We start from the raw sequence: 24233 nt of genomic DNA, 5'->3' as shown, positions 1-24233 counted from the left end.
TCCAGAATCGATGACTTTTTTTATCTCACACCCGTGCAGGAGGCGATCCTTTGGCTATCCCATCCACCTTGCCCAACACGCTGCCGCTCATGCTGCTCTCCTCCGTCTACCGTCGCTATATGGGAAGAATGTCGTCCGCCCGCCGATTTCGCGCTCCCGTCCGGCTTCTTTGCTACGTCGCCAAGGGCGAAGGCATCGTGCAGATCGGGGATTCGCAGTACAACGTCAAGCCTCACACGCTATTCCACGCCGCTCCCGGAACGAAGGTCGAGTTTATTCGCCGGGGAGACCATGCGGAGCTCTATCTGTTATGGATAGAAAGCCCGACGCTGATAAAAAGCCGAGGGGCATGGGACACGCTCTCGCGTGGGGACTCCCCCGACGAGCCGATCTGGCCCAATGGGGAAATCGCGATCAGCCAGCCGCTAGCCGTCCTCGACAAGATAAAGGAAGCGTATCGTCTGTACACGCACCACCCGTACGATCGCTTCCGCTTGCAGGTGCTGTTCTATGGGCTGCTGCAGGAGGTGCTCCCGAACGATTCGCTGCCTCGCGAGAGCCGGTCGATCGAGCAAGGCATCGGTCAGAGCCTTGTTTATATTCGCCAGCACTACAGCGAGAAGATCAAGCTGGAGACGCTAAGCGAAATCTCCGGGTTCACCCCGACGTCGTACTCCCGGGAATTCAAGCGAATTCATGGCGTGTCGCCGATCGATTACCTGAACGGCTATCGGGTCGAGCAAGCAAAGCGCATGCTCGCCGAAAGACGAAGCGGCTCCGTCAAGGATGTGTCCGCAGCCAGCGGCTTCGGGAACGAGTTTTATTTCAGCCGAATGTTCAAGCGTCAGGTGGGACTCTCTCCGACCCAATACCTACGAAGAACGAATCTGCGGGTGGCCGTCGTGTCCGCCCTTCGCTTCAACGATATTCTGCTTACGCTGGGCACCTCTCCGGTCTATTCGACCAATTGCCACAAGGACAAGACCATGGATAAGGATGCCTATCACGCGGTAGTCGCCGGACGAATCGAGGAGCTTCGAAGCTCCGCGCCGGACCTGATTGTGTGCGACGACTACCAGAAGCCTTTCCTCGATCAGTTCGAGAGCATCGCTCCAACCGTTATTCTCGCCCAGAGCATGGACTGGCGGGCTAATTACGAGCGGTTGGCGGAGATTGTCGGAAGAGAGGACGCGGCGATGCGCAATTTCAAGCAACTGGACCGCAAGCTTGAGCTCAGCCGCAAACAGCTAAGGTCGCGATACGGCGACCAATCGTTGACCATCATGAGGGTCATCCATAAGCTGATTCGAATACAAGGAATGTCGGCCCACCCGCTTAACGAATTGATCTATGAGGAGCTTGAGCTGAAGCCGGGCTTCTGCGTGCCCGTCAACGTGATGAGCGTCGAGTTCTCGCCGGATAAGTACCCGGATATCGAAACGGACCACCTGTTCGTACAGGACCTGTTCTTCCATCCGGACGATCGCGCCATCTTCTCGGAAATAAGAAAAAGCCCGAAATGGAACGCCATTCGGGCGGTGCAAAACAATCAGCTTCACATGACTCCCAATTGGGTCGGCATGAGTTGGTCTCCGGCGGGCAGAATGCAGATCATGGACGAGCTACTTCAGTAGCCGGGAGGCAATGAAGTCGCAGGCCTGGCGATTCTGTCCGCCCGTAACCGCATGACCGGTAAACGGAAATACGGAAATGCTCTTGTCTCCTTCGATCCGGTTGTACGCGGCATAGATCGTCTCCGGCATCGTGACCGGATCCTTCAGCCCTACCGTGACGAAGATCGGAATGCGAATGCGATGAGCGAGATTCAGATTATCATAATAGCTGAGCGTGCGAGTCACCGTCTCCAGATGCTCGGGGAACCGCTCCACGAATGCGGACGCTTCCGTCAGGGAGCTGGTCGAATTCAGCATTCCGAAGTCCATATAGCACATATTGGGAATGTGGGCCACGGCAATCGCCAGCTTATCCGACAGAGCCGCCGCGATCATCGCCAAGCCTCCGCCCTGACTGCCGCCCATCGCGCAGATGCGGGCGGGGTCGATTTCCGGCTGCTCGCCGACCCAATCGAGCGCCTTGAGCGCGTCGATCGTAATCGCCTTGTAGTAGCACGTATCGCGGTCGAGAATGCCTTGCGTAATCCAGCCCCTCACCATGCCGTAATCCTGCGGCATGAGATTGCCTGTCTCCCCGGACTGGCCGCGCACGTCGATCGCCAGCACGGCCATGCCCATCATCACATAAGAGGCGTAATCCTCCGGGTACCCCTTGCTTCCGCTATAGCCGTGATAGATCACGAGACAGGGCAGCTTCTTGTCGCGTCCGAGACGGGGGAGCAAATACCAGCCCTGAATCCGAGTGTCATCGAAGCCCTCGTACTCGACCCTGAACACCTCCATCTCGCGGAAAGGCGTCTCGACCGGCGTTCTTGCCGCGTTCAGCGGCTTGGCGGCATACTTGCGCAGCGTGTCCTCCCAATACTCGTCCAAATCCGGCTGCGCCGTTAGCGGGACCGTCAGTTTCTCCAATTCCTCAATGCGTCTGGAAATCGCGTTGCCCATTCTGCTCACCCTTATTTCAAAATCGTTTCAATGCGCGCCAGCTCGTCCGACGAGAAGTCCAGACCCTTAAGCATCGCAACGTTGTCGTCAAGCTGTTCGACCTTGCTCGCGCCGATCAGAACGCTGGTGACGCGTTCGCCTCGCAGCACCCAGGCCAGCGCCATCTGCGCCAGCGATTGGCCTCGGGCCTCGGCCAGGTTGTTCAGCTCGCGCACCTTGTCCAGCTTGTCGGCTGTAATGTTGCTCTGATTCAGGAACACCGATGCGCCGGCCGCGCGGGAATCCTGGGGAATTCCGTTCAGATAGCGGTTCGTCAGCAAGCCCTGCGCAAGCGGCGAGAAGACGATCGAGCCGGCTCCGCCCTCCTCCAGCACATCAAGCAAACCCTCTTCGATCCAGCGGTCGAACAGGTTGTAATTCGGCTGGTGAATGAGCAGCGGCGTGCCGAGCTCCCGCAGAATCCGAATCGCTTCCTTCGCCTGCGGCGCGCGATAGTTGGATATGCCGACATACATCGCTTTGCCGGAGCGAACGGCGTAATCGAGCGCCGTCATCGTCTCTTCCAGCGGCGTATCCGGGTCCGGCCTGTGATGATAGAAAATATCGACGTAATCCAGCCCCATGCGCTTCAAGCTCTGGTCGAGGCTGGAGATCAAATATTTGCGCGAGCCCCATTCTCCGTAAGGGCCCTCCCACATACGATAGCCTGCTTTGGTGGCAATCACCAGCTCATCCCGATAGGGCTTGAGATCGGTTGCGAGAAGCTGCCCGAACATCGTCTCCGCAGATCCGGGAGGCGGCCCGTAGTTGTTGGCCAAGTCGAAATGCGTAATGCCGAGATCGAAGGCGCGGCGCACGAGAGCTCGCCCGTTCTCGAAGGAGTCGATGCCTCCGAAGTTATGCCACAGGCCCAGCGAGACCGCCGGAATCTTCAGACCCGAACGCCCCACGCGATTGTATTTCATCGTGCCGTAACGCTCAGGGTTTGCTTGATAGACCATGAATCCGTCACCTCTCTGCTTTTATTTAACTGCCGCGCGCCCCTCCGGCTGCGGCAGCGCGACCATCTGCGGTCCCGCCTCTTCCCCCGAATACAGGAATACGAGCGTCGAAGGGGCGCCCCGGTCAATCCGTCCTTCCTCCACCCATGCGCCGTAATCGAACGGAAGACGGTCGAACGCCGCTTTCTTCTGCAGCTCCCGCTCATCCATGCCGAGCTTGTCGGCGGCGTGTTTCTGAGCGGCGCTCCATTCCTTCTTCTCCAGCCGATCCTCCCACCAGAGCTTGCGGGGCTTGTACTTGTGCTGCAGGTAGTAGTCGATCTTCAGCAGCGCGAAGGCGATATCGCGGTCCAGCTCCGGACGCGCGTCGTGCTCCAGGAACGCCCACAGTCGGGAGAATAGATCCTCCAGCTGATGACCGATCCGGCTCCACCCCCGCCCCTCCCAGTAGTCTCCGAACACCTGGAAAAAATCGAACGGGGAAGGATAGGCCCTCTCGATCAAATATTCCATCGTCCGATCCATGCGGTGCGCGTTCCAGTACTTTTCCAGCACGTCCTCCACCCGCTTGATTCTGACGATGTCTCCGAACGGCATCAGATCGTTGCCCAGCATCTCGTACGGAGCCCGCTCCGAGAAGACGTAGCCGTATTTTGCGGCATTGATGCGCAAGCCCGTTCCCCGAAGCATCTTCAGGAAGCCGAGCTGCAATTCTTCCGGCCGCAGCGCGAACACGTCGTTGAACGTCTTGCGGAACGTATCGTAGTCCTCGTGGGGCAATCCCGCGATGAGATCCAGATGCTGGTCGATCTTCCCGCTGTCCTTGACCTTCACGACCGTGCGCGTCAGTTTGGCGAAATTCTGGCGGCGCTGCACCTCCAGATTCGTCGGATCGTTCGTCGATTGTACGCCGATCTCGAAGCGGAAGATGCCCGGCGGGGCATGCTCGGCAAGAAAATCAAGCACCTCCGGCCTCATGATGTCGGCTGTAATCTCGAATTGAAACACGCAGCCCCGATGGTTGTCGATCAGAAATTGAAAGATTTCCATGGCATAGTCGCGCTTGATATTAAACGTCCGGTCCACGAACTTGATCAGCTTCGCGCCATTGTCGATCAGATAGGTCAGCTCCGCCTTCACCCGTTCCATATCGAAATAGCGGACGCCGACCTCGATGCTGGACAAGCAGAATTGGCAGCTGAACGGACAGCCCCGGCTCGTCTCGAAATAGACGACGCGATTGCGCATCGAATCCAGATCAGCTTCGAAGCGATGCGGAGACGGAATCGCGTTCAGATCCAGCTTCGGACGCGGCGGCGTAATGACGACCTGCTCTCCCTTGCGATAGGCCATTCCGAATACGAAGTGATACTTCTGTTCCCCCGCGATTTGCCGCAGAAGGTCCCGGAACGTTTCCTCCCCCTCGCCCATGACGATAAAGTCGACGGAGGACAGCCGATTCATCCAGAACTCCGTATCGTAGGACACCTCCGGGCCTCCGAGCATGATTTTCGTCTCGGGCAGAACCTTCCTGAGCATATCCACGACGACGATCGTTTCTTCGATGTTCCAGATGTAGCACGAGAATCCGATGACGTCCGGTTGTTTGGAAAACAAATCGGAGGCGATCCCCATCGCGGGGTCTTTAATCGTATATTCGGCAATCTCCACCTCGAACTCGTCCCCGGCATACGCTTTCAAATATCTCAGGGCAAGCGAGGTATGAATGTACTTGGCGTTTAACGTCGCTAAGACGACTTTCATAGGCCTTATCCTCTTTCGGTATGAGACATCGCCTCCATTGTAACGTATAATCCCCGAGGATGACAAAGCAATCGACGCTTTGACTAAGCTCGCAAACCTATTTGCCGAATAACTGTAACTCTTTCGGAGGCTTGTACGAATAAGGGATAGAGGACAACGCGAGGGGAGGCGATTGGGACGAACTGGAACAAAGGAAAGGTCGCGGGCGTTGCGGTAGAGGAAGCGGCCGTGCTGCTTCGGTTTCGGCAAGGGGAGCGGGACGCCTTTGAATGGCTGGTCCGGCAATACCTTCAGTCCGCCGTGAGGTTCGCCTACCATCTGACCGGGGATTACCACGCAGCCGAGGATCTGGCTCAGGACTGCTTCGCCTATCTGCTCGTCTACCCGGACAAGTACGATTATCGCGCCTCATTTAAGACGTATTTGTTCACGATCCTCCGCAACAAAAGCATCGATGCCTTGCGGAAAAAGCAGCGGAGTCCCGCGAGCGGAGCGGGGCTTCTCGGCCGGAGCTTCTACCCTGGCCTCGATGAGGACTCCGAGCGGGATCGAACGGACGGGAGCCGTGCCGCGCCCGGCGACGCGAATGATCCGGAGCGGGCGGCGATCGTGCGCGAGGAGGATCGGGAATGGCGGCGGCGTCTGCTGGAGCTGAAGCCGGATTACCGCCATGCGGTGTACCTCGTCGATATGGAGCAGCTGTCGTATGCGCAGGCGGCAGCCATCATGCGGAGAAATACGGTGACCTTCAAGGTTCTGCTGCACAGAGCCCGCAAGAAGCTGAGACAGATCTACGAGAAGGAGGAGAGAAACGGTGAAGCCAACCGAGCGGGAGCAAGCGTTTCTGGATGAGGTGTACCGAAAGGCCCGGGAGCTGGAATACGACAGGAGCCAAGCGGAAAAGGTGCGGCGCAACACCCGGCTGCTAGCGCGGCAACGCTATGCCAAGGCGGCTTCCGTCGCGGCGGCGGCAGGGGCCGTCTTCCTGATGATCCGGCTCGGCAAGATCGATCAAGGCCTGTGCGTGACGCTGTCTCTCCTTCTGATCGGGGCCGGGGTAACGGCGGAAAGAACGGAGTGGCTGTGGAGCGCGGATAAGGACAAGGAATAGCTAGACGAGACTGTAGGAGGCTGTCATCATAATGGAGCTTATAATCGAGCAATTGACCAAAACTTATGGGGACAAGCATGCCCTGAATCAGATCAGCTTCCGGGTGGGCGAAGGAATACATGGGCTGCTAGGGCCTAACGGAGCAGGCAAAACGACGCTGATGCGGCTGCTCGCCACCCTGCTTGCGCCAACCTCCGGCAAAGCCTCGATAGCGGGCGTGCAGCTGTCGGAAAAAGCGCACATCCGCCGGCTTGTCGGCTATTTGCCGCAGGACTTCTCCTTCTACCCGGGGATGTCGGTGCTGGAGGCGATGGATTATCTCGCTCTGTTGTCCGGCGTTAAGGGCCGCGCGGAGCGTAAGCGGCGAATCGACGACCTGCTGGAGCGGGTCAACCTGACCGAGCAGCGCCGAACCAAGGTGAAGGCGCTGTCCGGTGGAATGAAGCGGCGGCTCGGCGTCGCCCAGGCGATGGTACACGAGCCGAAGCTGCTGATCGTCGACGAGCCCACCGCAGGGCTTGATCCGGAGGAGCGGATTCGCTTTCGGAGGCTGCTGGGGAGATTCGCCGAGGGCCGCATCGTGCTGCTGTCCACGCACGTCGTCGAGGATGTGGAATCGACCTGCGAGCGCATGACCGTGCTGCAGAAGGGCAACTTGCGCTATCACGGCAAGATCGGCGACTTAACGAAGGCCGCCGAAGGGCGCGTCTGGACGGCGGAGCTGGACCGGACGGAGTGGGAGCGGGACCGCGACCGGTTTCCCGTGCTGTCCGCCGTGCCCGAGGGGAGCGGCATGCGGGTTCGCATTCTGGCCGACGAGCGGCCTTATGCCGGAGCGCAGCAAGCCTCGCCTTCTATCGAGGATGCCTACCTGTGCTTGATGCGCAAGGAGGAGTCGCTCGCATGATGGCTCTCATCGCCAAGGAAATGCGCATGACGATGCGCAGTCTTGTTTTCTACGTGTTCATCCTCGTCACCTGCTTCTTCTATTTCACCTCGTATGCGACGGAAGAAACCTGGGGGGAACTATCCCCTCCTTCCGTAACCGAGCCGCAAAATATGGGAAGCGAGGAGCATCCCTATTATGGCTGGAAGAAGCCGGAGAATACCTTCGAATTAGCGACGAGTATGCGGTCGGTCGTGGGCGGGGATCTCGATGGAGGAACCATCGAGAAGCTGAGATTGGGCTTCCTGGTCAACGTCAAGCTGAACGAGAGGGAGAAGGACGCCCTTTCGGCGGCCCTATCCAGATTGGACGAGATTCTGCGGAAGCCGGACAACCATGCGATGGAGGAGGTCTTCAAGGTTGCCGACGAGTTGAACTCGGAGCTCGGCGGGAACAGCATGTATAGAAGAGGAATGAACGAATTCGGGCTGCCTATCGAAACCTATGATGAAGCGGTAAAAGCGCAGGAGCAGAACCGAATGCGCTACCTGGAGAAGGTCGAGGCGGGGCAGCTATTGCCGGGAGCGGCTCGCTACTTCAGCGATTACCTGTCGCTGCCCGCCGGCATTTTCCCCGTCTTCCTGTCCGCCTTCCTGCTGCTCCGCGACCGTTCCAGCCGCATGAGCGAACTGATCTACAGCCGCCGGGTTTCCTGCTGGACCTATGTCTTCTCCAAGTTCATCGCGCTCGGCGTCATGCTATCCCTCGTGTACCTTGCGCTGGCCTGCCTTGGCGCCTGGACAACCGTCCGCACACTGGAACTGGACGGGCAGACGGGAACGGCGATAGCCAGATTCCTCGAATACACGGCCTGGTGGATTCTGCCTACGATATGGTTTTCCGTCGCCTTCGGGTTGTTCGGGTCCATGCTGTTCCGCCGGGGAATCGCGCCTGTCGCTCTGCAGATCGTCTGGTGGTTCGTGTCCGTTCTGCCGCTCATGGGCTCCTACGGGCTGTATCGGCTGTTCATTCGTTTCAACTCGCCGGACGATTACGATTTGTACAACGCGTGGGCGGATGACATCGCGCTTAACCGCGGCTTCTATCTGATCTTGGCGGTGCTGCTGACGGCAGGCGCAGCGTGGCTATGGGAAAGAAACCGCAGCCGGGAGGCTTCCGGCATGTCGTTCCGAAGAGCGTCGGCCCGTAAAGCCTCCGCGACGGAGGCCGCCCGATGACAGGTCAAACCCTTCGCATGCTCGGCTGGTACAACCTCAAGCTGACGGCGCATGTCTCCTGGCCCCTGTCGGCGGCTCTGCTGGCTGTGGCTCCCCTCTTCATGAGCCCGGAGCTGATGGACCGGGGATACGTCGCCGGAATCGGCGAATTGCTGGTCAGCTTGATCGGTCTGATGGTATTTCCCCACCTGGCTCTGTTGGAGAACGGGGGGATCGGCGAGACGCTGTACGCCAAGAAGGTGCGCCACTCTCCTGTTTTTCTTTTCCGCTGGCTGGTCACGATTGTCTACGCCTTCGGAGTCATTGCCGCCTTTCTCGCCTGTCTGCATTGGCGCGGAGCCGGCTTTGACCTTGCGCCGATGATCGCCGGGGTAACGATGACCGCCGTGGCGATCGGAACCTGCGGTATGACAGTCGCGCTTCTCCTTCGCAGCCCGTCTGCCGGATATATTGCGGGGTTTGCGTGGTACCTTCTGGACTTCACCACCAAAGGCAAGCTGACCGGGCCGTTCTATCTGTTTGGCCTGCTGAAGAGCGATTGGGACCCCGACAAATGGCTGCTGGCCGGACTGTCTCTCGCCCTCGCCGCGCTGTGCGCCTTCCTGCTGCCGCGCGGGAGACTGGACTGAGGCGCGTCTGTGAACACGGAAGCCATTCCATATCAAGTGAACAGCTTAGCGCGTTTAAAATAAGAAAGCCGTCCCCAAAGTCTGCAGCAGACTTGGAGACGGCCTTCTTCTCTATCCCCTATCGCAGGGGATGGATTAGGCTTCGAACCCGTTGTTGCGGATGACATCCTGGATGAAGTAGTAGCTGTCCTTCGGATGGCGCTCCAGCGTCTCGTAGTTCGTATAGACGATCCCGAACCGCTTCAGATAGCCCTCGGCCCATTCGAAGTTATCCAGCAGCGACCAGGCGAAGTACCCTTTCAGAGGTACGCCGGACTCGATCAGACGCTCGCATTGGATAAAATGCTTCCTGTAGTACGCCGTACGCAGCACGTCGTGAACCTTGTTCTCCGCCGTTAGCGTATCCTCGTAGCAAGCGCCGTTCTCCGTAATGTAGATCGGAGTATCTCCGTATTCCTCATGCACCCAGCTCAGTACCTTGTACAAGCCGTCCGGGTATACATTCCAGTCCATATAGGTTTTGTCGAAGCCGAGCTGCACCTGCTCGCAATCGAACAGGCCCTCATCCTTCTTGTATCGACCGAAGCCCCCGCTATAATAGTTAACCCCGATGAAGTCGATCTTCTGGGAGATCGTCTCCATGTCTCCGGGCAGGACCGGAACCTCTGCTCCCTTGGACTTGAACCAGTCTACCATGAACTGCGGATAGCTTCCCTTGAAGGTAGGCTCCATGAACCATTCATTGGTATAGGCACGATGGCGGTGAGCCGCAGCCTGATCCTCCGGCGAAGTCGAGTACGGCTCCAGCCAAGACAGGTTATGCGTCGTGCCGATCTCGCCCTGAACGCCCAGCTCGCGGAATATCTTCACGGCTTCGCCGTGCGCCACCATACAATGGTGAGCGACATTAACCGCCAATTGAAGATCCGTATTCCCCGGCGCATGCGCGCCGATATAGTTGGACAGGAACGACACGCACCACGTCTCGTTAAACGTAATCCACTGCTTGATTTTGCCGTCGAAAGCCTTGAATATGACTTCCGCATACTTGACGAACGCCTGAATCGTATCGCGATTGTCCCAGCCGCCCTTGTCCTGAAGGGCTTGCGGCAGGTCCCAGTGATACAGCGTCACGCAAGGCTCGATCCCCGCTGCCAGCAGCGCGTCGACGACTTTGGTGTAATACGCGAGTCCCTTCTCATTCACCTCGCCCGTCCCGTTCGGGAAAATACGCGGCCATGCGATGGAGAAACGGTACGCCTTCACGCCCAGCTTCTTAAGCAGGGCAACATCCTCTTCATAGCGATGGTAGCTGTCGCATGCGACGTTGCCGTTATCGTTATTAACGACTTTCCCCGGGGTATGGGAGAACGTGTCCCAGATCGACAGACCTCGTCCGTCTTCCTGATACGCCCCTTCAATCTGATAAGATGCCGTTGCTGTTCCCCATACGAAATCCTTCGGAAAATGAATGCGAGCCAAAAGTAATCCCTCCAAGAACCTGATGTCAGAAAACGATTTCTGTCCCTTACTGAAATTCGCCATCCTCATCCGATATCCTGTATGCGATTTTGGCTTCTATTTATTTGATTTTATGGCAGGGAGCTTGGACCGAGCCGCGGATTCCAGCTGGTCGCGGAAAGTCTTCATCTCTGGAATGTCCGTCTGCTCTCCTTTTTTGTCTTTCGTGAACACTTGATCGTTCGTTTCCTTCAAGATGTCCAGCAGCTCCTGAGCCAGCTTACCCGTAATCGTGCCCGAATGGGCGGAGGCCAGCTGTTCGAATTGCCGCTTGACATCAGGCTCTACGAGAAAGGTGTCGTAATCGAAGATCGGCGTATTGTTGAGTCCCGTGAACAGCAGGTTCAGATATTGCAAATAGCGCTCCTCGACCTTCGCCCTCTCCGGCGTATCGGGGAAGTTCAGAACGTAGCTCTCGGAGGCGAGCGTTCTTGCCGCCAGATCGTCCAACGTAATGACAATGCCCCCGTCCATCGCAACCATCGCGTCGGATTCCGTCGCCATCAGCTCCAGGTAGGCTTTCATCGGGATTGACGCTTGATGGCCGAAGGACAACAGCTTGCCGTAATCCACAATCGGGAAAATATAGCCCTCCACCGATTCCAGCTTGTAGCCGCCGGTCAACGTCCGTTCGACCAGTTCCCGAATCTCGTCGTCCTTCAGCTTGGTGGCTTCGGCTGCAGTAATGGGCCATTCCAGCTCGTAGAGCGCCTGCTGCACCTCGTTGGGCTCATAAGGCGCGTCAATCGCATCCAATTGTTTGTCATAATAGGCATCCAGCGCTCTGACTAGGTCATCGGCCTGTGCGGGATGCTGAATCTTATTCATAGCTAGCTTAAAGGCCGTATAGACCTGATCAGCCGGGGCGCCCGCGACCGCCTCATCCCGGAACGTCTTCACTACAAGCTCGTCAGGCTCATCGGTCGGCTCGGCCGATGCGGTCTCGCTCGGCACGGGCTCGGTTGCCGTTGGCTGCGCGGTCGGCGAAGGGCCGCCCGTTCCGCTCGAATCGGATGCGCATGCGCTTAGGGCGACGGACAGGATCAGGATAGACAGGCTCACTTTTAATCGAGTTGCTTTCATGGCAATAGACCTCCCGGTGGACTTTCATCGTCTCTCCTATCAACGAGTTTCCGCTAACGGAAGTTGCAGGGGCGATGGATTGGGGGTGGGGGGAAGCTCTGCGTTAGGATGGACTTGCTAAGTCTTTCTGCTATATGATGGAAAGTAAGGATGTGAGCTTGGTGCGAACCCCAAGCTCACATGACTTTCCTGGGAGGTTCGCACCACACGCTGTGTAAGGCTTCCCGGGAATTCAGAGCCCAGTTAATGCTATATTCAGCATGCTGAATAGGCGGTTCGCGAAAAAAGCCCGAAATTCCTTGCCCTGTAAGGGGAAAAAGGTAGTACAGTCGCTCCTCTCGTGGGAGCGTGGGTTGAAACGCTTCGTCGAGCAGCGCTTGGCATTGTGCCATTAGTCGCTCCTCTCGTGGGAGCGTGGGTTGAAACTTGAATACCGCGAGTACCGGATGATGAGTTATAGTCGCTCCTCTCGTGGGAGCGTGGGTTGAAACAACGAATATCCGTCATTAACCGTAAACCAATTGCAGGTCGCTCCTCTCGTGGGAGCGTGGGTTGAAACAGCGTGAGTACGAGCGTCATGGCAAAAGCCTGGCGTCGCTCCTCTCGTGGGAGCGTGGGTTGAAACATTGATTTGCGATTGTTGCTCATCTGATCGCTTGGGTCGCTCCTCTCGTGGGAGCGTGGGTTGAAACATCGCGTTTTCGTTCAAGCCACATCCTCCCTTCGGGTCGCTCCTCTCGTGGGAGCGTGGGTTGAAACCACATTGTAGTGACGATGAAAAAAAAGCAATTATGTCGCTCCTCTCGTGGGAGCGTGGGTTGAAACTGGCTATGGTAACCACCTCCCATCATACATACCTGGTCGCTCCTCTCGTGGGAGCGTGGGTTGAAACTGCTATTCGGCTTTGCCTTCGATGACGACCCGGGTCGCTCCTCTCGTGGGAGCGTGGGTTGAAACTTCCTTCTCGCGAAGTCGAAAAGCTATTATTTCGGTCGCTCCTCTCGTGGGAGCGTGGGTTGAAACTCAAACTCCGATACAAACCATTTCGGCGGCTCGACGTCGCTCCTCTCGTGGGAGCGTGGGTTGAAACTCGGTACGGGTACGGTGACCGCAACAGGACAAAAGTCGCTCCTCTCGTGGGAGCGTGGGTTGAAACGTACCTATCGGCACAACCTCCAGCTGCTTAAGAAGGTCGCTCCTCTCGTGGGAGCGTGGGTTGAAACTTGGCATCCGGCGTATGCTCCTTGACCCTCTCATGTCGCTCCTCTCGTGGGAGCGTGGGTTGAAACAAAACAACCCCGCGGCTTATGGTAGCCGCAAGGAGTCGCTCCTCTCGTGGGAGCGTGGGTTGAAACGCTATTTATTATTCGTTAGGAAAAGGAGCAGGATGTCGCTCCTCTCGTGGGAGCGTGGGTTGAAACACCACTCTTGACCTTGCTGTTATACTCAAGTACCGTCGCTCCTCTCGTGGGAGCGTGGGTTGAAACGTTTGACCAGTACGATTCAAAATCGTTGTACTCTGTCGCTCCTCTCGTGGGAGCGTGGGTTGAAACGATGCTTTGATATGAATGGTCTTCTTCCGCTTGTGTCGCTCCTCTCGTGGGAGCGTGGGTTGAAACTCCTTTATCGGGGACGTGATTGGGACAATCATTGGGTCGCTCCTCTCGTGGGAGCGTGGGTTGAAACACGGAGCACCGCAGCCGAACGGTCGAATACGGCGTCGCTCCTCTCATGGGAGCGTGGGTTGAAACTCCAATAGCTATTTCGTGTCCGGTTTTCAACGAGTCGCTCCTCTCGCGGGAGCGTGGGTTGAAACCTATTGTCAGAGATTTCAAATACGTTAGCGGCGGTCGCTCCTCTCGCGGGAGCGTGGGTTGAAACAATGGCTGCTCCAGCATGGCATTTATTGGCTGTGTGTCGCTCCTCTCGCGGGAGCGTGGGTTGAAACGATCTAGTCCCAGCAGCTCGTCGAGAGTTATGTTGTCGCTCCTCTCGCGGGAGCGTGGGTTGAAACACAATTTCCATAACAATCAAGGTTCCAGCGCAAGTCGCTCCTCTCGCGGGAGCGTGGGTTGAAACTATGAGAAGGGCAGCGAAAACGTAAAGCTTTCCGTCGCTCCTCTCGCGGGAGCGTGGGTTGAAACTCCGTTGGTTTCGTCGTCGTACAAAAATTTGAATGTCGCTCCTCTCGCGGGAGCGTGGGTTGAAACCGACCACGAAGACATCATCAACCCATTCAAGCTCGTCGCTCCTCTCGTGGGAGCGTGGATTGAAACAGCGTGGTCGTTTTGTTACCGAGCCAGCGCGTCCCGGTCGCTCCTCTCGTGGGAGCGTGGATTGAAACCCGGATAAAGTCTACATGCCCCGGCCAGACGACAAGTCGCTCCTCTCGTAGGAGCGTGGATTGAAACGCGATGAACTGCGCCTTAGTTAGCTTTGCCACCGGGTCGCTCCTCTCGTGGGAGTGTGGATTGAAACCAGCCGGAGCCCGGAGAGCGGCTATTAGAGGAAGATTGCTCTCTGTTCGGGAGCGTGGATCGAAACGATATGATACTCAACAGGGATGCCTTAATGTAGTATCTGGAAACCGAACCGCCGATGAGCTTGATTGGCAGATGCTGCAACACAATCAACTATAAAAATGAGCAGCGACAAGATCGATTTGAGTGAATTATCGGGAAGGAAACAGCGCCCTCGTGTCCGTGATGGATCGGCTATCATCTGACAAGTGTATGGGCGAGGGCGTGATTCCCTTCCCTGTTCAATCCAGTGACTTGGATGACTCATGCTGCCTCTGTTCCGCTTCCGGCTTCTCTGTTTTCGCTGAGCCTTGTTCGTTCACAGGTGCGCAGCAATCGGACAGTAACGCCATGATCAGATTTGCTCCGTCGCGCATCCCCTGCAGATATAACCGTTCATTTTCCCAGGCCCGCATGTAATGATGCTTGTCCTCCCACTCCGCAAACTCGGGACAACCCGTTGTCTCCTTATGGGAGAACAGCGCCTCGAAAGCCTTCTTCTCCTCGGCGCGATGCTGGCTCATCCTCGAATCGTACTGGATTCGGGCGGTTGCGTCGTCAAGCCTCTCCTGAATCGCGCTTTGGAACCATGACGGCCATTGCATGGCTTATTCCCTCCTTGAAAGCCTACTTTATCCATTCCCCTGCTCTTTCTCGGATACTTTCTGATGATAAAACGAATGACCAACTCATCTACTTTCCGACTCTGAGCCTGAACCGCTTCATTCCTTGCTAGCGAAATTCCCTGTTCAATCGATTGTTGACCAATCACATTTAATCGCAACTTTTCATCCTCGTATTTCCGCAGCAGTTCTTTCATCTGTTGGCCCGCTTCCCTTCTGACTGGGCATAGATTCGAAGTTTTAATGCGATTATCGGTTTATTTTATTTTAATGCGGATATCGAATTAAAACAATACTATCCTCGCATACAATTTGCTTAAAATGTGAGGTGACAGGCCATGAAGCACCGAAAGGAGCCGCCAGGCGATAAAAACATCATCGGTACCCGGGTTGTCGCAATTAGGAAAGCCAAACGAATGAAGCAGAAGGAGTTTCTTGCCAAACTGCAAACCTTTGGACTGGATATCAGTCCTACCAGCCTATCCAGACTAGAAGGTCAGTATAGACTTGTACAGGATTATGAGGTCGTCGCAATTGCCAAAGCGCTAGACATTTCCGTTGAGGAGTTGTTGGAAGGAAAATCAGAATAAAGAATCGAAATTATCATCGAAAAGATCACAACGAGGAGCGTTCCCAACGTTGTTAGATAGGTAAAATTCGATGTAACAGGTTAGGACTTGACCCATGTGAGATAGATGAATGGAGAGTTAGAAGAAAAGTTACGAACTGTGTAGAATAGTTGAAGAACTCCTAAGTCAAAAAGCCGTTAACCAGTTTTGAATCTGGAACGGCTTTTCTATACGATATTCGCAGCCTTATCTTCATTTTCAAATGATGATTGAATTCCGATCCAACTTCCGTATTTCCCCAAGCAAAGTTTATAATAGAATTGAATAGTCATATGACTTGGTGCGAACCCCAAGCTCACATGATTTTCCCGGGAGGTTCGCACCATGCGCTGTACAAGACTTCCGGGGAATTCAGGGCTTAGTCATGCCTTATTTAACTGTGCCGAACAGGAGGTTCGCGAAAAAAGCCTGAAATCCCTTGCCCTGTAAGGGGAAAATGGTAGTACAGTCGCTCCCTGTACGGGAGCGTGGCTTGAAACCCAAAAGCACTAAATACGGCGATTTTGATGATCTGTCGCTCCCTGTACGGGAGCGTGGCTTGAAACATTGGCCGGAAATTAGCGAGAACGGCGCTGCCTCGTCGCTCCCTGTACGGGAGCGTGGCTTGAAACAGCTCCATCGCATTCTACGGGTTTTGTGAAATAGGTCGCTCCCTGTACGGGAGCGTGGCTTGAAACATAACAGGATGTGTGGCGAATGGATAGCGATTTGGTCGCTCCCTGTACGGGAGCGTGGCTTGAAACGCATGATAAGCGCATAGCTCATCGATAGCAGCATAGTCGCTCCCTGTACGGGAGCGTGGCTTGAAACGTATGATCCAGGAGAGCCAACAGCAATTTGAGAGGTCGCTCCCTGTACGGGAGCGTGGCTTGAAACTGGAAGTAAGAGGGAAAAGCGTACTACTCAACTCGTCGCTCCCTGTACGGGAGCGTGGCTTGAAACCTCGCCGCCTTACGTCAATCATGAAGCCGAGCGAGGTCGCTCCCTGTACGGGAGCGTGGCTTGAAACTGCTTTGCTCTACAATATCAAGCAAATTAATCAGTCGCTCCCTGTACGGGAGCGTGGCTTGAAACAATAGAATGCTATCAGAGAGTATTAGTCTTGCGGTCGCTCCCTGTACGGGAGCGTGGCTTGAAACAGCCAGGCGATCCAGTACAGCTTCGATGTCATCTGTCGCTCCCTGTACGGGAGCGTGGCTTGAAACCGACACCCTGCTCTGCGGCCGCAAGCTGGACTCGTCGCTCCCTGTACGGGAGCGTGGCTTGAAACTCTTTAGCCATGAATACTTTGATAGCTTATTTAGGTCGCTCCCTGTACGGGAGCGTGGCTTGAAACCGCACCTATCGGCACAACCTCCAGCTGCTGAAGAAGTCGCTCCCTGTACGGGAGCGTGGCTTGAAACCTTCATTTCCTTGTTTAATGATTCAAGGGCCGCTCGTCGCTCCCTGTACGGGAGCGTGGCTTGAAACATGGTCTACCTCCTCAGGATACAAACTCTATATTGTCGCTCCCTGTACGGGAGCGTGGCTTGAAACTTTCCCCATACCTGAATGACAACATAGTCGCTAGTCGCTCCCTGTACGGGAGCGTGGCTTGAAACAGAACCTTGCGAATGCTCCGGCTAACTGCAAGTAGTCGCTCCCTGTACGGGAGCGTGGCTTGAAACTCGATCAGCGTATTAAACTTTTTCGTTGGAACAGGTCGCTCCCTGTACGGGAGCGTGGCTTGAAACCCGGCCCAGCTGACATGCTACGCGATGAGGACAAGTCGCTCCCTGTACGGGAGCGTGGCTTGAAACTTCCGCGTCACCTTCTCAAGCGATGGCGACTCTTCGTCGCTCCCTGTACGGGAGCGTGGCTTGAAACAGCCGCCCGCGCCCGCCTGCATCAAATACGCTCAGTCGCTCCCTGTACGGGAGCGTGGCTTGAAACTTCACTCGTCTTCACCTCCCCTAAACGGTAATGAGTCGCTCCCTGTACGGGAGCGTGGCTTGAAACGTGATGGAGTGTATCCAGCACCTCAATCCGGCGGGTCGCTCCCTGTACGGGAGCGTGGCTTGAAACGTTGCTCAGGCCGATGACCTTGAGCATGCCGAACGTCGCTCCCTGTACGGGAGCGTGGCTTGAAACAGCGCTCCTTTGATTTGATTATTTGGTTTTACTGGTCGCTCCCTGTACGGGAGCGTGGCTTGAAACTCTTCCAGTAGGGCGCGGAGGATATCAGGCATCCGTCGCTCCCTGTACGGGAGCGTGGCTTGAAACGTCTCCACGAATGATTTCAACCGCTCATCGTCCGCGTCGCTCCCTGTACGGGAGCGTGGCTTGAAACGTCTCCACGAATGATTTCAACCGCTCATCGTCCGCGTCGCTCCCTGTACGGGAGCGTGGGTTGAAACACGAGCGTATGGACTGTTACATCGTCTGCGACGAGTCGCTCCCTGTACGGGAGCGTGGATTGAAACAACTTGGTGAGGTACTCAACACATGGATAGCGGCTGTCGCTCCCTGTACGGGAGCGTGGATTGAAACCTGTAAGAAATAGCAGGTGATTGCGGTCATTGGGTCGCTCCCTGTACGGGAGCGTGGATTGAAACTCCTCTCCTTCTCGTTTCCGGTCAAGGTAGATGGTCGCTCCCTGTACGGGAGCGTGGATTGAAACCCGGATCGTTGTTATGAAATTCGGATGCCTGCGCGTCGCTCCCTGTACGGGAGCGTGGATTGAAACATGACGTCTCTCGGGATTCGCGACGCCCAACTAGGTCGCTCCCTGTACGGGAGCGTGGATTGAAACGCCAACAAACCAACGGGGCCGGAAATCTTGCAGTGTCGCTCCCTGTACGGGAGCGTGGATTGAAACATCGATTTGCGGGTGTTTGTCACGCAAATCTGCCGTCGCTCCCTGTACGGGAGCGTGGATTGAAACCTATCTACGATTGGGGACTACGGTTGCGAAATCGAGTCGCTCCCTGTACGGGAGCGTGGATTGAAACATGGAAGTAAACAATCCGCAGTTTGAGGATGGGATGTCGCTCCCTGTACGGGAGCGTGGATTGAAACACCACAAGCCGGGACTGGCAAACGAACATCAGCTGTCGCTCCCTGTACGGGAGCGTGGATTGAAACGTTGCCCGACTGGTCAACAGCTGTGACGGCAAATGTCGCTCCCTGTACGGGAGCGTGGATTGAAACACTCATACTACCGGGATTTAAGAGATAACGGCAGGGTCGCTCCCTGTACGGGAGCGTGGATTGAAACAAGCTAGAGGAAGACGTAACGACCATCGAAAACTGTCGCTCCCTGTACGGGAGCGTGGATTGAAACCTCAATCTGCTTGTCGCGGTCGGATACGTCTTTGTCGTCGCTCCCTGTACGGGAGCGTGGATTGAAACAAGCTAGAGGAAGACGTAACGACCATCGAAAACTGTCGCTCCCCGTACGGGAGCCTGGATTGAAACTTGTTGCTCAGGGCTGTTGCCAGCCTTGAGCGTGGGTTGAAACACTGATATTAGGGGTACTCACCCCCATACCTTTTTCGCTCCTCTCGCGGAGCGTGAATTGAAACATGGCGTCCTCGGATGTTATCCCGAACTGGCACAGTCGCTCCCCGTAGAAGAAGAATCAAACATTAATCCCTTCATCTAACCCGGCTCATTAGAGGCGGTTTTTTTCTCTACCATAAAACTTACAAAATGTATCATAAATAAAATGATGGAAAAAAAGGATTCTTAACCCTTTATTCCGAATAGTTACTCTGGAACTACTTACAAAGAACTACTTTCTTCTCCAGCATTTCTCATAATTCAACTGTAAATGCTGTCGTCTGGGGGGATAATCGTGTACTACGCTCATCGTACTGAATCTAATGATCGCAATGAATGGCAAACTCTCATCGACCATCTGAATGGCGTCGGAGAGCTGGCATCTGTATTTGCCTCCTACTTCAATGCAGCTTCTTGGGGAAGGCTTGCAGGGCTTCTGCACGATGCGGGGAAATTTTCGGGTGAATTTCAACGCCGTTTAGCCGGGGCGCCAATCCCTGTCGACCATGCCACAGCCGGAGCCAAGTTTATTACAGCCGCCTGGGGAGAGAAGAACAAGATTTCTCGGATTCTTGCCTACATCATCGCCGGTCATCACGCGGGCTTGGCGGATTTCGGCAGTTCGTCAGCAGCAGATGACAGCACTTTAGCCAGAAGACTGGTCAAAGTAATCCCACCTTATGAGGAAATGTTCGATGAATACATGCCCGATGCAGCAGGCCAGCCCCTATTTCCTCCCCTGCAAAAAAGCCTTCACGCTGGCATGCAATTCTCCATGTTTATTCGAATGCTCTATTCCTGTCTGGTCGATGCAGATTCTTTGGACACTGAGCACTATGCCGACCAGAAGCAATCCAAGTTAAGAAAAAACAACACGTCGATCTCCGAGCTTTGGGTCAACTATCAGCAGCATATGTCTGACAAATTCCCTGCTGCATCGGCTACGGGCCTGTCTCGCATCCGCGCCGAATTATTGATGGAAGTACTGGATCAGGCCGCCGAGCCGCCCGGCTTTAAGTCCCTAACCCTGCCTACCGGAAGCGGCAAGACGCTGCTCTCTCTGGGGTTTGCTTTAAAACATGCCGAGACTCACAACCTTAGACGAATTATCTTCGTTATCCCGTACACCAACATAATTGAACAAAATGCCCAGGTGTTTCGCGATGCAGTCGGAGCCGAACATGTATTGGAGCATCATTCCAATGCCCAATTGGATAGTGATGAAGATACCGAAATGAAAGACGAGCTTCGTAAGCTGAACAAGAAGCTATCGCTTGCCACAGAGAATTGGGATTATCCCATTGTCGTCACGACGAATGTACAATTTTTTGAATCCTTGTTTTCCAACAAGCGCTCCCGCTGCCGGAAGCTGCATAATCTATCCCAAAGCGTCATCGTGCTGGATGAAGCCCAGATGATGAACGGAGAATTTTATAAGCCTTCTCTCTATGCTCTCGAAGAATTAACGCGCAATTACGGCTCTACCGTTGTCTTGAGTACGGCCACACAGCCGGACATTAGGAAGCGCTTTGATCATCCTGTTGAAATAAAGGAACTCATTTCGAACCTGGCTAAACGTTTTGACCCATTTCAGCGTGTGCGCCTAGAGCAGTTGGGCCTGGTAGACAACGATTATCTACGTGAGCAACTGGTAGCACAGTCTCAAGCCTTGTGCATTGTGAATACCCGAAGCGCTGCCCGAAATCTATTTACGGAAGTCAAAGAACGCCTAGGAAAAGAGATCGTATTTCATCTGAGCGCTCGCATGTGTCCCGCTCATCGAACCAAGAAACTAAAAGCAATTCGTCAAAGACTGAAAGATAAGCTGCCTTGTATCCTTATCAGTACCCAATTAATCGAATGTGGAGTCGATGTCGATTTTCCCGTCGTATATCGCGAACTGGCTGGACTGGATTCCATCGCACAAGCAGCAGGTCGTTGTAATCGGGAGGGCAAGCTGCCTGAGCGCGGTAAGACCTTCGTCTTCGAGACAAAAGAAACGCCAACCAGCGGCTGGTTCGGGCTTACGACAGCCGCTGCAAAAACCGTCATGAACAGGTTCGTCTCAGATCCTTTGTCTCTGGAAGCTCTCCAAGCTTACTTCGATGAACTCTACTTCTATCAGACCGGCGGGGGCGGAAATCCGTCGGCCGACAAAACAGACAAGCATCAGATCCTGTCTCTTCTTGCGGAGGAAGCCAGCCAATTGAGCTTTCCATTCGCTACAGTCTCGGACAAGTTCGAGCTGATACAGACTGCTACTCGCCCCGTCATTGTCAGTTACGATGAGGATGCTCATAAGCACCTTGAATCGCTGCGATATGCGGAGAAGATCGGCAACATACTACGTAAGCTTCAACCCTATATCGTGCAAATTTATCCGCAAGAGTTTAACGCTTTCCGTCAGGCGGGAGAAATCATTGAGGTTCGGGAACAAGTTTTCCAGTTCCAACATCCTGATCGCTGGTACAAGGATGACATTGGTATTCAACCATTCACAGAGGAATACCATGCTCAGGAGGTTTATGTTTTTTAGCTTTATTAAACAAAGGAGGCCGCCCATGGCATACGGAATCAAGCTTCATGTTTGGGGAGATTACGCTTGCTTCACACGTCCTGAGATGAAGGTGGAACGAGTCAGCTACGATGTCATTACGCCTTCTGCCGCCCGGGGCATATTGGATGCGATTCATTGGAAGCCTGCCATTCGTTGGGTGGTGGACCGTATTCAGGTACTGAATGAAATCCGCTTTGAGAACATCCGACGTAATGAGATTGAGAACAAAATCGCAGTCTCCGCGATAAAAAACGCCATGGCTGGCAAATCTGCCGTGCTTGAACAAGTTATCACGGAAGAGCGGCAACAACGCGCGACATTGATGCTGAAAAACCCTGCTTACATTATCCATGCTCATTTTGAGATGACAGCCGCCGCCGGAGCCGAAGATAGCCCCGAGAAGCACTACAACATTTTTCTGCGTCGAGCGCGGCAAGGACAGTGCTTCCATCGACCCTATCTCGGTTGTAGAGAGTTTGCCGCACAGTTCGCTCTCATAGAAGACGGTCAAGACTCCCCAATTCAGTCCGAGCATTATGCGGATTCAGGAGAAAAAGATTTGGGCTGGATGCTTCACGACATCGACTTCTCGGATGGCATGACCCCCCGATTCTTCCGAGCGTCTATGCGTAACGGCTTCATTGAAGTCCCTGAAATGCCCGAAAGGAAGTGAATGTCCCTTGATCATTCAGGCACTCTATCAGCGCTATCTCGACTTGGCGAATGACCCTGATTCCGGAATTAGCCCGCTTTATTTTAGCTCAGGTAAGGTCACGTATTTGTTGGAGATAGACGAATCGGGAGAACTGGTCGGAGTTAGAGACATCCGCAATGAGTCGGGCAAGAAAAAAGTTCCGTTGACGATGAACTTGCCCGAACAAGCCAGCCGTTCCAGCGGTGTCTTCCCCTATTTTCTCTCTGACAAAGCGGAATACATTCTGGGCTACTACCCGAATCTTGCTACAGAGAAAGAAACTCTTAAAAAGTCATCTGACGCGCTTCGTAAACACGAGGCCTCACACAAATTAGCTCGCCTTGTGCTTGAAGGCATGGATGATCCAGCCGCACAAGCCGTACTGCTCTTTTATGAGAAATGGAATACGGAACAGGTTAGGGAACATCCATTGTTGCTTACTTTACGGGAAGAATTGGACAAGGGCATCGATACGAATATGATCTTTCGTCTGAATACTCAGAACGCCTATATCCACGATTCTCCGGCAATTAAAGCGGCTTGGATCAAGTACCGTGAGCAAGCTGATGCCGCGACCGAATTCGAAGGTCAATGTCTGTTAACCGGCGAAAATAACGCCCCCATTGCCAGAACGCACGACAAAATTAAAGGGGTACGCGGAGCGCAGGCTGCCGGTGCCTCCCTTATCTCCTTTAATTTTAGGTCAGCCGAATCTTATGGCAAAGACAGCATGCAGAGCTATAACTCACCCGTTAGCAAAACAGCCATGTTCGGCTACACAACGGCCCTTAACCATCTTCTGTCGTCTTCGCGAAACCGAACGTGGATCGGTGATATGACCTTGGTGTTCTGGTCGGGGAAACCAGCCGTGGCCGAGGAGATCGAGCCCTTTCTAGCCGCCTACTTCGACCCGGCTACGGACAAGGGGGAAGATGTCGGCCTTACCGGACAATTGAAGGGTATTCTTGACCGTGCAAGAGAGGGCAAACGACTGGATATGTCCATGATTCCTCATTCCGAGGTGCCATTCTATGTGCTCGGTCTATCGCCTAACAATGCAAGAGCGGCCGTTCGCTTTTTCTGGCAAGGCAACTTCGGGGATCTTGTTCTCAGGCTGGGACAGCATGCGGCCGATTTTGCACTTAAAGGCTACACGGAACGCGATGACGAAACGCCGACGATCTATCGTATCCTGTCCGAGACGATGAGGGTTGGCGGTGACGGCAAGAACGGACCTCCCCCTTCGCTCGGCGGTCAATTGTTTCGCGCGGTAATCGAAGGAAAAGCCTATCCCTACTCCCTGTTTGTCCAAATTATCAACCGAATACGTGCCGACGGGATCATAAATCCCCTCAGGACTGCCATCATCAAAGCCTATCTGCTCCGCTATAACCGAATTCAACTGAAAGATCGATTCGAGGAGGAACTGAGTGTGAACGTAAACCCGCAAGCGAATGAACCCGCCTATCGTCTGGGACGTCTGTTCGCCGTATTGGAGAGAGCGCAGCAAGACGCCTCTGGAGGAGCCGGACGCCTGAATTCCACCATCAAAGACCGTTACTTCAATACAGCAGCTTCCAATCCTGCAGCCGTATTTCCTATTTTACTCAAGCTTTCGCAGCACCATATGAGCAAATCTCGTTACGGAGACTTCCGGGATCGGGAAATTCAAAGCATTTTGCTTGAGGTGCAGGCTTTTCCAATCAGCCTCGATCTGAATCAACAGGGGATATTTATCCTCGGCTATTATCATCAGAAGCATGAATTCTATGTCCAGATCAAAGCTGCTTCAGAAGCCAAGCAAGAAGCGGCTACTGCCGTTGAACAGTAGAAGAGCCTGTGTTGCCCGATCGACAAAC

The 24233-nt window shown here is 54.7% G+C and carries 16 protein-coding genes and 2 CRISPR repeat arrays; of the genes, 10 read left to right on the top strand and 6 right to left on the bottom strand.

Annotation, left to right across the window (positions count from 1 at the left end):
* The first annotated feature begins 50 nt into the window (after positions 1 to 50).
* Positions 51 to 1634, top strand: coding sequence for a helix-turn-helix domain-containing protein (locus ACFO1S_RS15785; protein WP_204605611.1), 1584 nt, complete (start codon positions 51 to 53; stop codon positions 1632 to 1634).
* Here the strand turns inward: ACFO1S_RS15785 and ACFO1S_RS15780 are convergent.
* From ACFO1S_RS15780 to ACFO1S_RS15770, 3 genes are read right to left on the bottom strand one after another with little or no spacing between them, the layout of a single operon-like run.
* Complete coding sequence (locus ACFO1S_RS15780) at positions 1623 to 2579, bottom strand: acetylxylan esterase (protein ID WP_204605612.1); 957 nt, start codon at positions 2577 to 2579, stop codon at positions 1623 to 1625. The genes ACFO1S_RS15785 and ACFO1S_RS15780 overlap by 12 nt on opposite strands.
* 11 nt (positions 2580 to 2590) lie before the next feature.
* Complete coding sequence (gene mgrA / locus ACFO1S_RS15775) at positions 2591 to 3580, bottom strand: L-glyceraldehyde 3-phosphate reductase (protein WP_204605613.1); 990 nt, start codon at positions 3578 to 3580, stop codon at positions 2591 to 2593.
* A gap of 21 nt (positions 3581 to 3601) precedes the next feature.
* Positions 3602 to 5344: a B12-binding domain-containing radical SAM protein gene (locus ACFO1S_RS15770; RefSeq protein WP_204605614.1), complete on the bottom strand. Its 1743-nt coding sequence runs from the start codon at positions 5342 to 5344 to the stop codon at positions 3602 to 3604.
* A gap of 228 nt (positions 5345 to 5572) precedes the next feature.
* On the opposite strand from ACFO1S_RS15770, the gene ACFO1S_RS15765 reads away from it, so the two are divergent.
* Genes ACFO1S_RS15765 through ACFO1S_RS15745 form a run of 5 tightly spaced genes read left to right on the top strand, consistent with a single transcriptional unit; the run spans position 5573 to position 9208 of the window.
* Positions 5573 to 6196, top strand: coding sequence for an RNA polymerase sigma factor (locus tag ACFO1S_RS15765; RefSeq protein WP_204605615.1), 624 nt, complete (start codon positions 5573 to 5575; stop codon positions 6194 to 6196).
* Complete coding sequence (locus ACFO1S_RS15760; protein WP_204605616.1) at positions 6159 to 6455, top strand: hypothetical protein; 297 nt, start codon at positions 6159 to 6161, stop codon at positions 6453 to 6455. The genes ACFO1S_RS15765 and ACFO1S_RS15760 overlap by 38 nt, the downstream gene beginning before the upstream one ends.
* Before the next feature lie 31 nt (positions 6456 to 6486).
* A complete protein-coding gene (locus ACFO1S_RS15755; RefSeq protein ID WP_204605617.1) occupies positions 6487 to 7362 on the top strand; it encodes an ABC transporter ATP-binding protein in 876 nt (291 codons plus the stop codon).
* Positions 7359 to 8579 (top strand): ABC transporter permease, encoded by a 1221-nt coding sequence (locus ACFO1S_RS15750; protein WP_204605618.1) that lies wholly within the window; start codon positions 7359 to 7361, stop codon positions 8577 to 8579. Before ACFO1S_RS15755 ends, ACFO1S_RS15750 begins: the two co-directional genes overlap by 4 nt.
* Positions 8576 to 9208: a hypothetical protein gene (locus ACFO1S_RS15745; protein WP_204605619.1), complete on the top strand. Its 633-nt coding sequence runs from the start codon at positions 8576 to 8578 to the stop codon at positions 9206 to 9208. Before ACFO1S_RS15750 ends, ACFO1S_RS15745 begins: the two co-directional genes overlap by 4 nt.
* A gap of 135 nt (positions 9209 to 9343) precedes the next feature.
* On the opposite strand, the gene ACFO1S_RS15740 is transcribed toward ACFO1S_RS15745, so the two are convergent.
* From ACFO1S_RS15740 to ACFO1S_RS15730, 3 genes are all read right to left on the bottom strand, one after another.
* The gene (locus tag ACFO1S_RS15740) at positions 9344 to 10690 is read right to left on the bottom strand and encodes a GH1 family beta-glucosidase (RefSeq protein WP_204605666.1); all 1347 of its coding nucleotides are present in this window, start codon (positions 10688 to 10690) and stop codon (positions 9344 to 9346) included.
* A gap of 96 nt (positions 10691 to 10786) precedes the next feature.
* Entirely contained in the window at positions 10787 to 11812 is a 1026-nt protein-coding gene (locus ACFO1S_RS15735; protein ID WP_204605620.1) for a hypothetical protein, read from the bottom strand.
* A gap of 328 nt (positions 11813 to 12140) precedes the next feature.
* Positions 12141 to 14290: a CRISPR direct-repeat array (repeat unit 32 nt; unit sequence GTCGCTCCTCTCGTGGGAGCGTGGGTTGAAAC).
* Between the two features lie 283 nt (positions 14291 to 14573).
* Complete coding sequence (locus ACFO1S_RS15730; protein ID WP_204605671.1) at positions 14574 to 14936, bottom strand: hypothetical protein; 363 nt, start codon at positions 14934 to 14936, stop codon at positions 14574 to 14576.
* 356 nt (positions 14937 to 15292) lie between these two features.
* Here ACFO1S_RS15730 and ACFO1S_RS15725 point away from each other — a divergent pair, with 356 nt between their 5' ends.
* The 4 genes from ACFO1S_RS15725 (at position 15293) to cas8c (ending at position 24205) form a co-directional block, all read left to right on the top strand.
* Positions 15293 to 15544: a helix-turn-helix domain-containing protein gene (locus ACFO1S_RS15725; protein ID WP_204605621.1), complete on the top strand. Its 252-nt coding sequence runs from the start codon at positions 15293 to 15295 to the stop codon at positions 15542 to 15544.
* 486 nt (positions 15545 to 16030) lie between these two features.
* Positions 16031 to 19039: direct repeats of the CRISPR family, unit length 32 nt; unit sequence GTCGCTCCCTGTACGGGAGCGTGGCTTGAAAC.
* A 379-nt stretch (positions 19040 to 19418) separates the two neighbouring features.
* Positions 19419 to 21659: a CRISPR-associated helicase Cas3' gene (gene cas3, locus ACFO1S_RS15720; RefSeq protein ID WP_204605622.1), complete on the top strand. Its 2241-nt coding sequence runs from the start codon at positions 19419 to 19421 to the stop codon at positions 21657 to 21659.
* A 25-nt stretch (positions 21660 to 21684) separates the two neighbouring features.
* Positions 21685 to 22353, top strand: a complete 669-nt coding sequence (gene cas5c, locus ACFO1S_RS15715; protein ID WP_204605623.1) for a type I-C CRISPR-associated protein Cas5c — start codon at positions 21685 to 21687, stop codon at positions 22351 to 22353.
* Positions 22354 to 22360: 7 nt separating this feature from the next.
* Positions 22361 to 24205, top strand: a complete 1845-nt coding sequence (gene cas8c / locus ACFO1S_RS15710; protein ID WP_204605624.1) for a type I-C CRISPR-associated protein Cas8c/Csd1 — start codon at positions 22361 to 22363, stop codon at positions 24203 to 24205.
* The last annotated feature ends 28 nt before the right edge of the window (positions 24206 to 24233 follow it).

It is taken from the genome of Cohnella boryungensis, from assembly GCF_042651945.1.
In the GTDB taxonomy this organism is placed as follows: Bacteria; Bacillota; Bacilli; order Paenibacillales; family Paenibacillaceae; genus Cohnella; species Cohnella boryungensis.
Note: the sequence above shows the minus strand (reverse complement) of the source record. Positions and strands in the feature narration are given on the sequence as shown.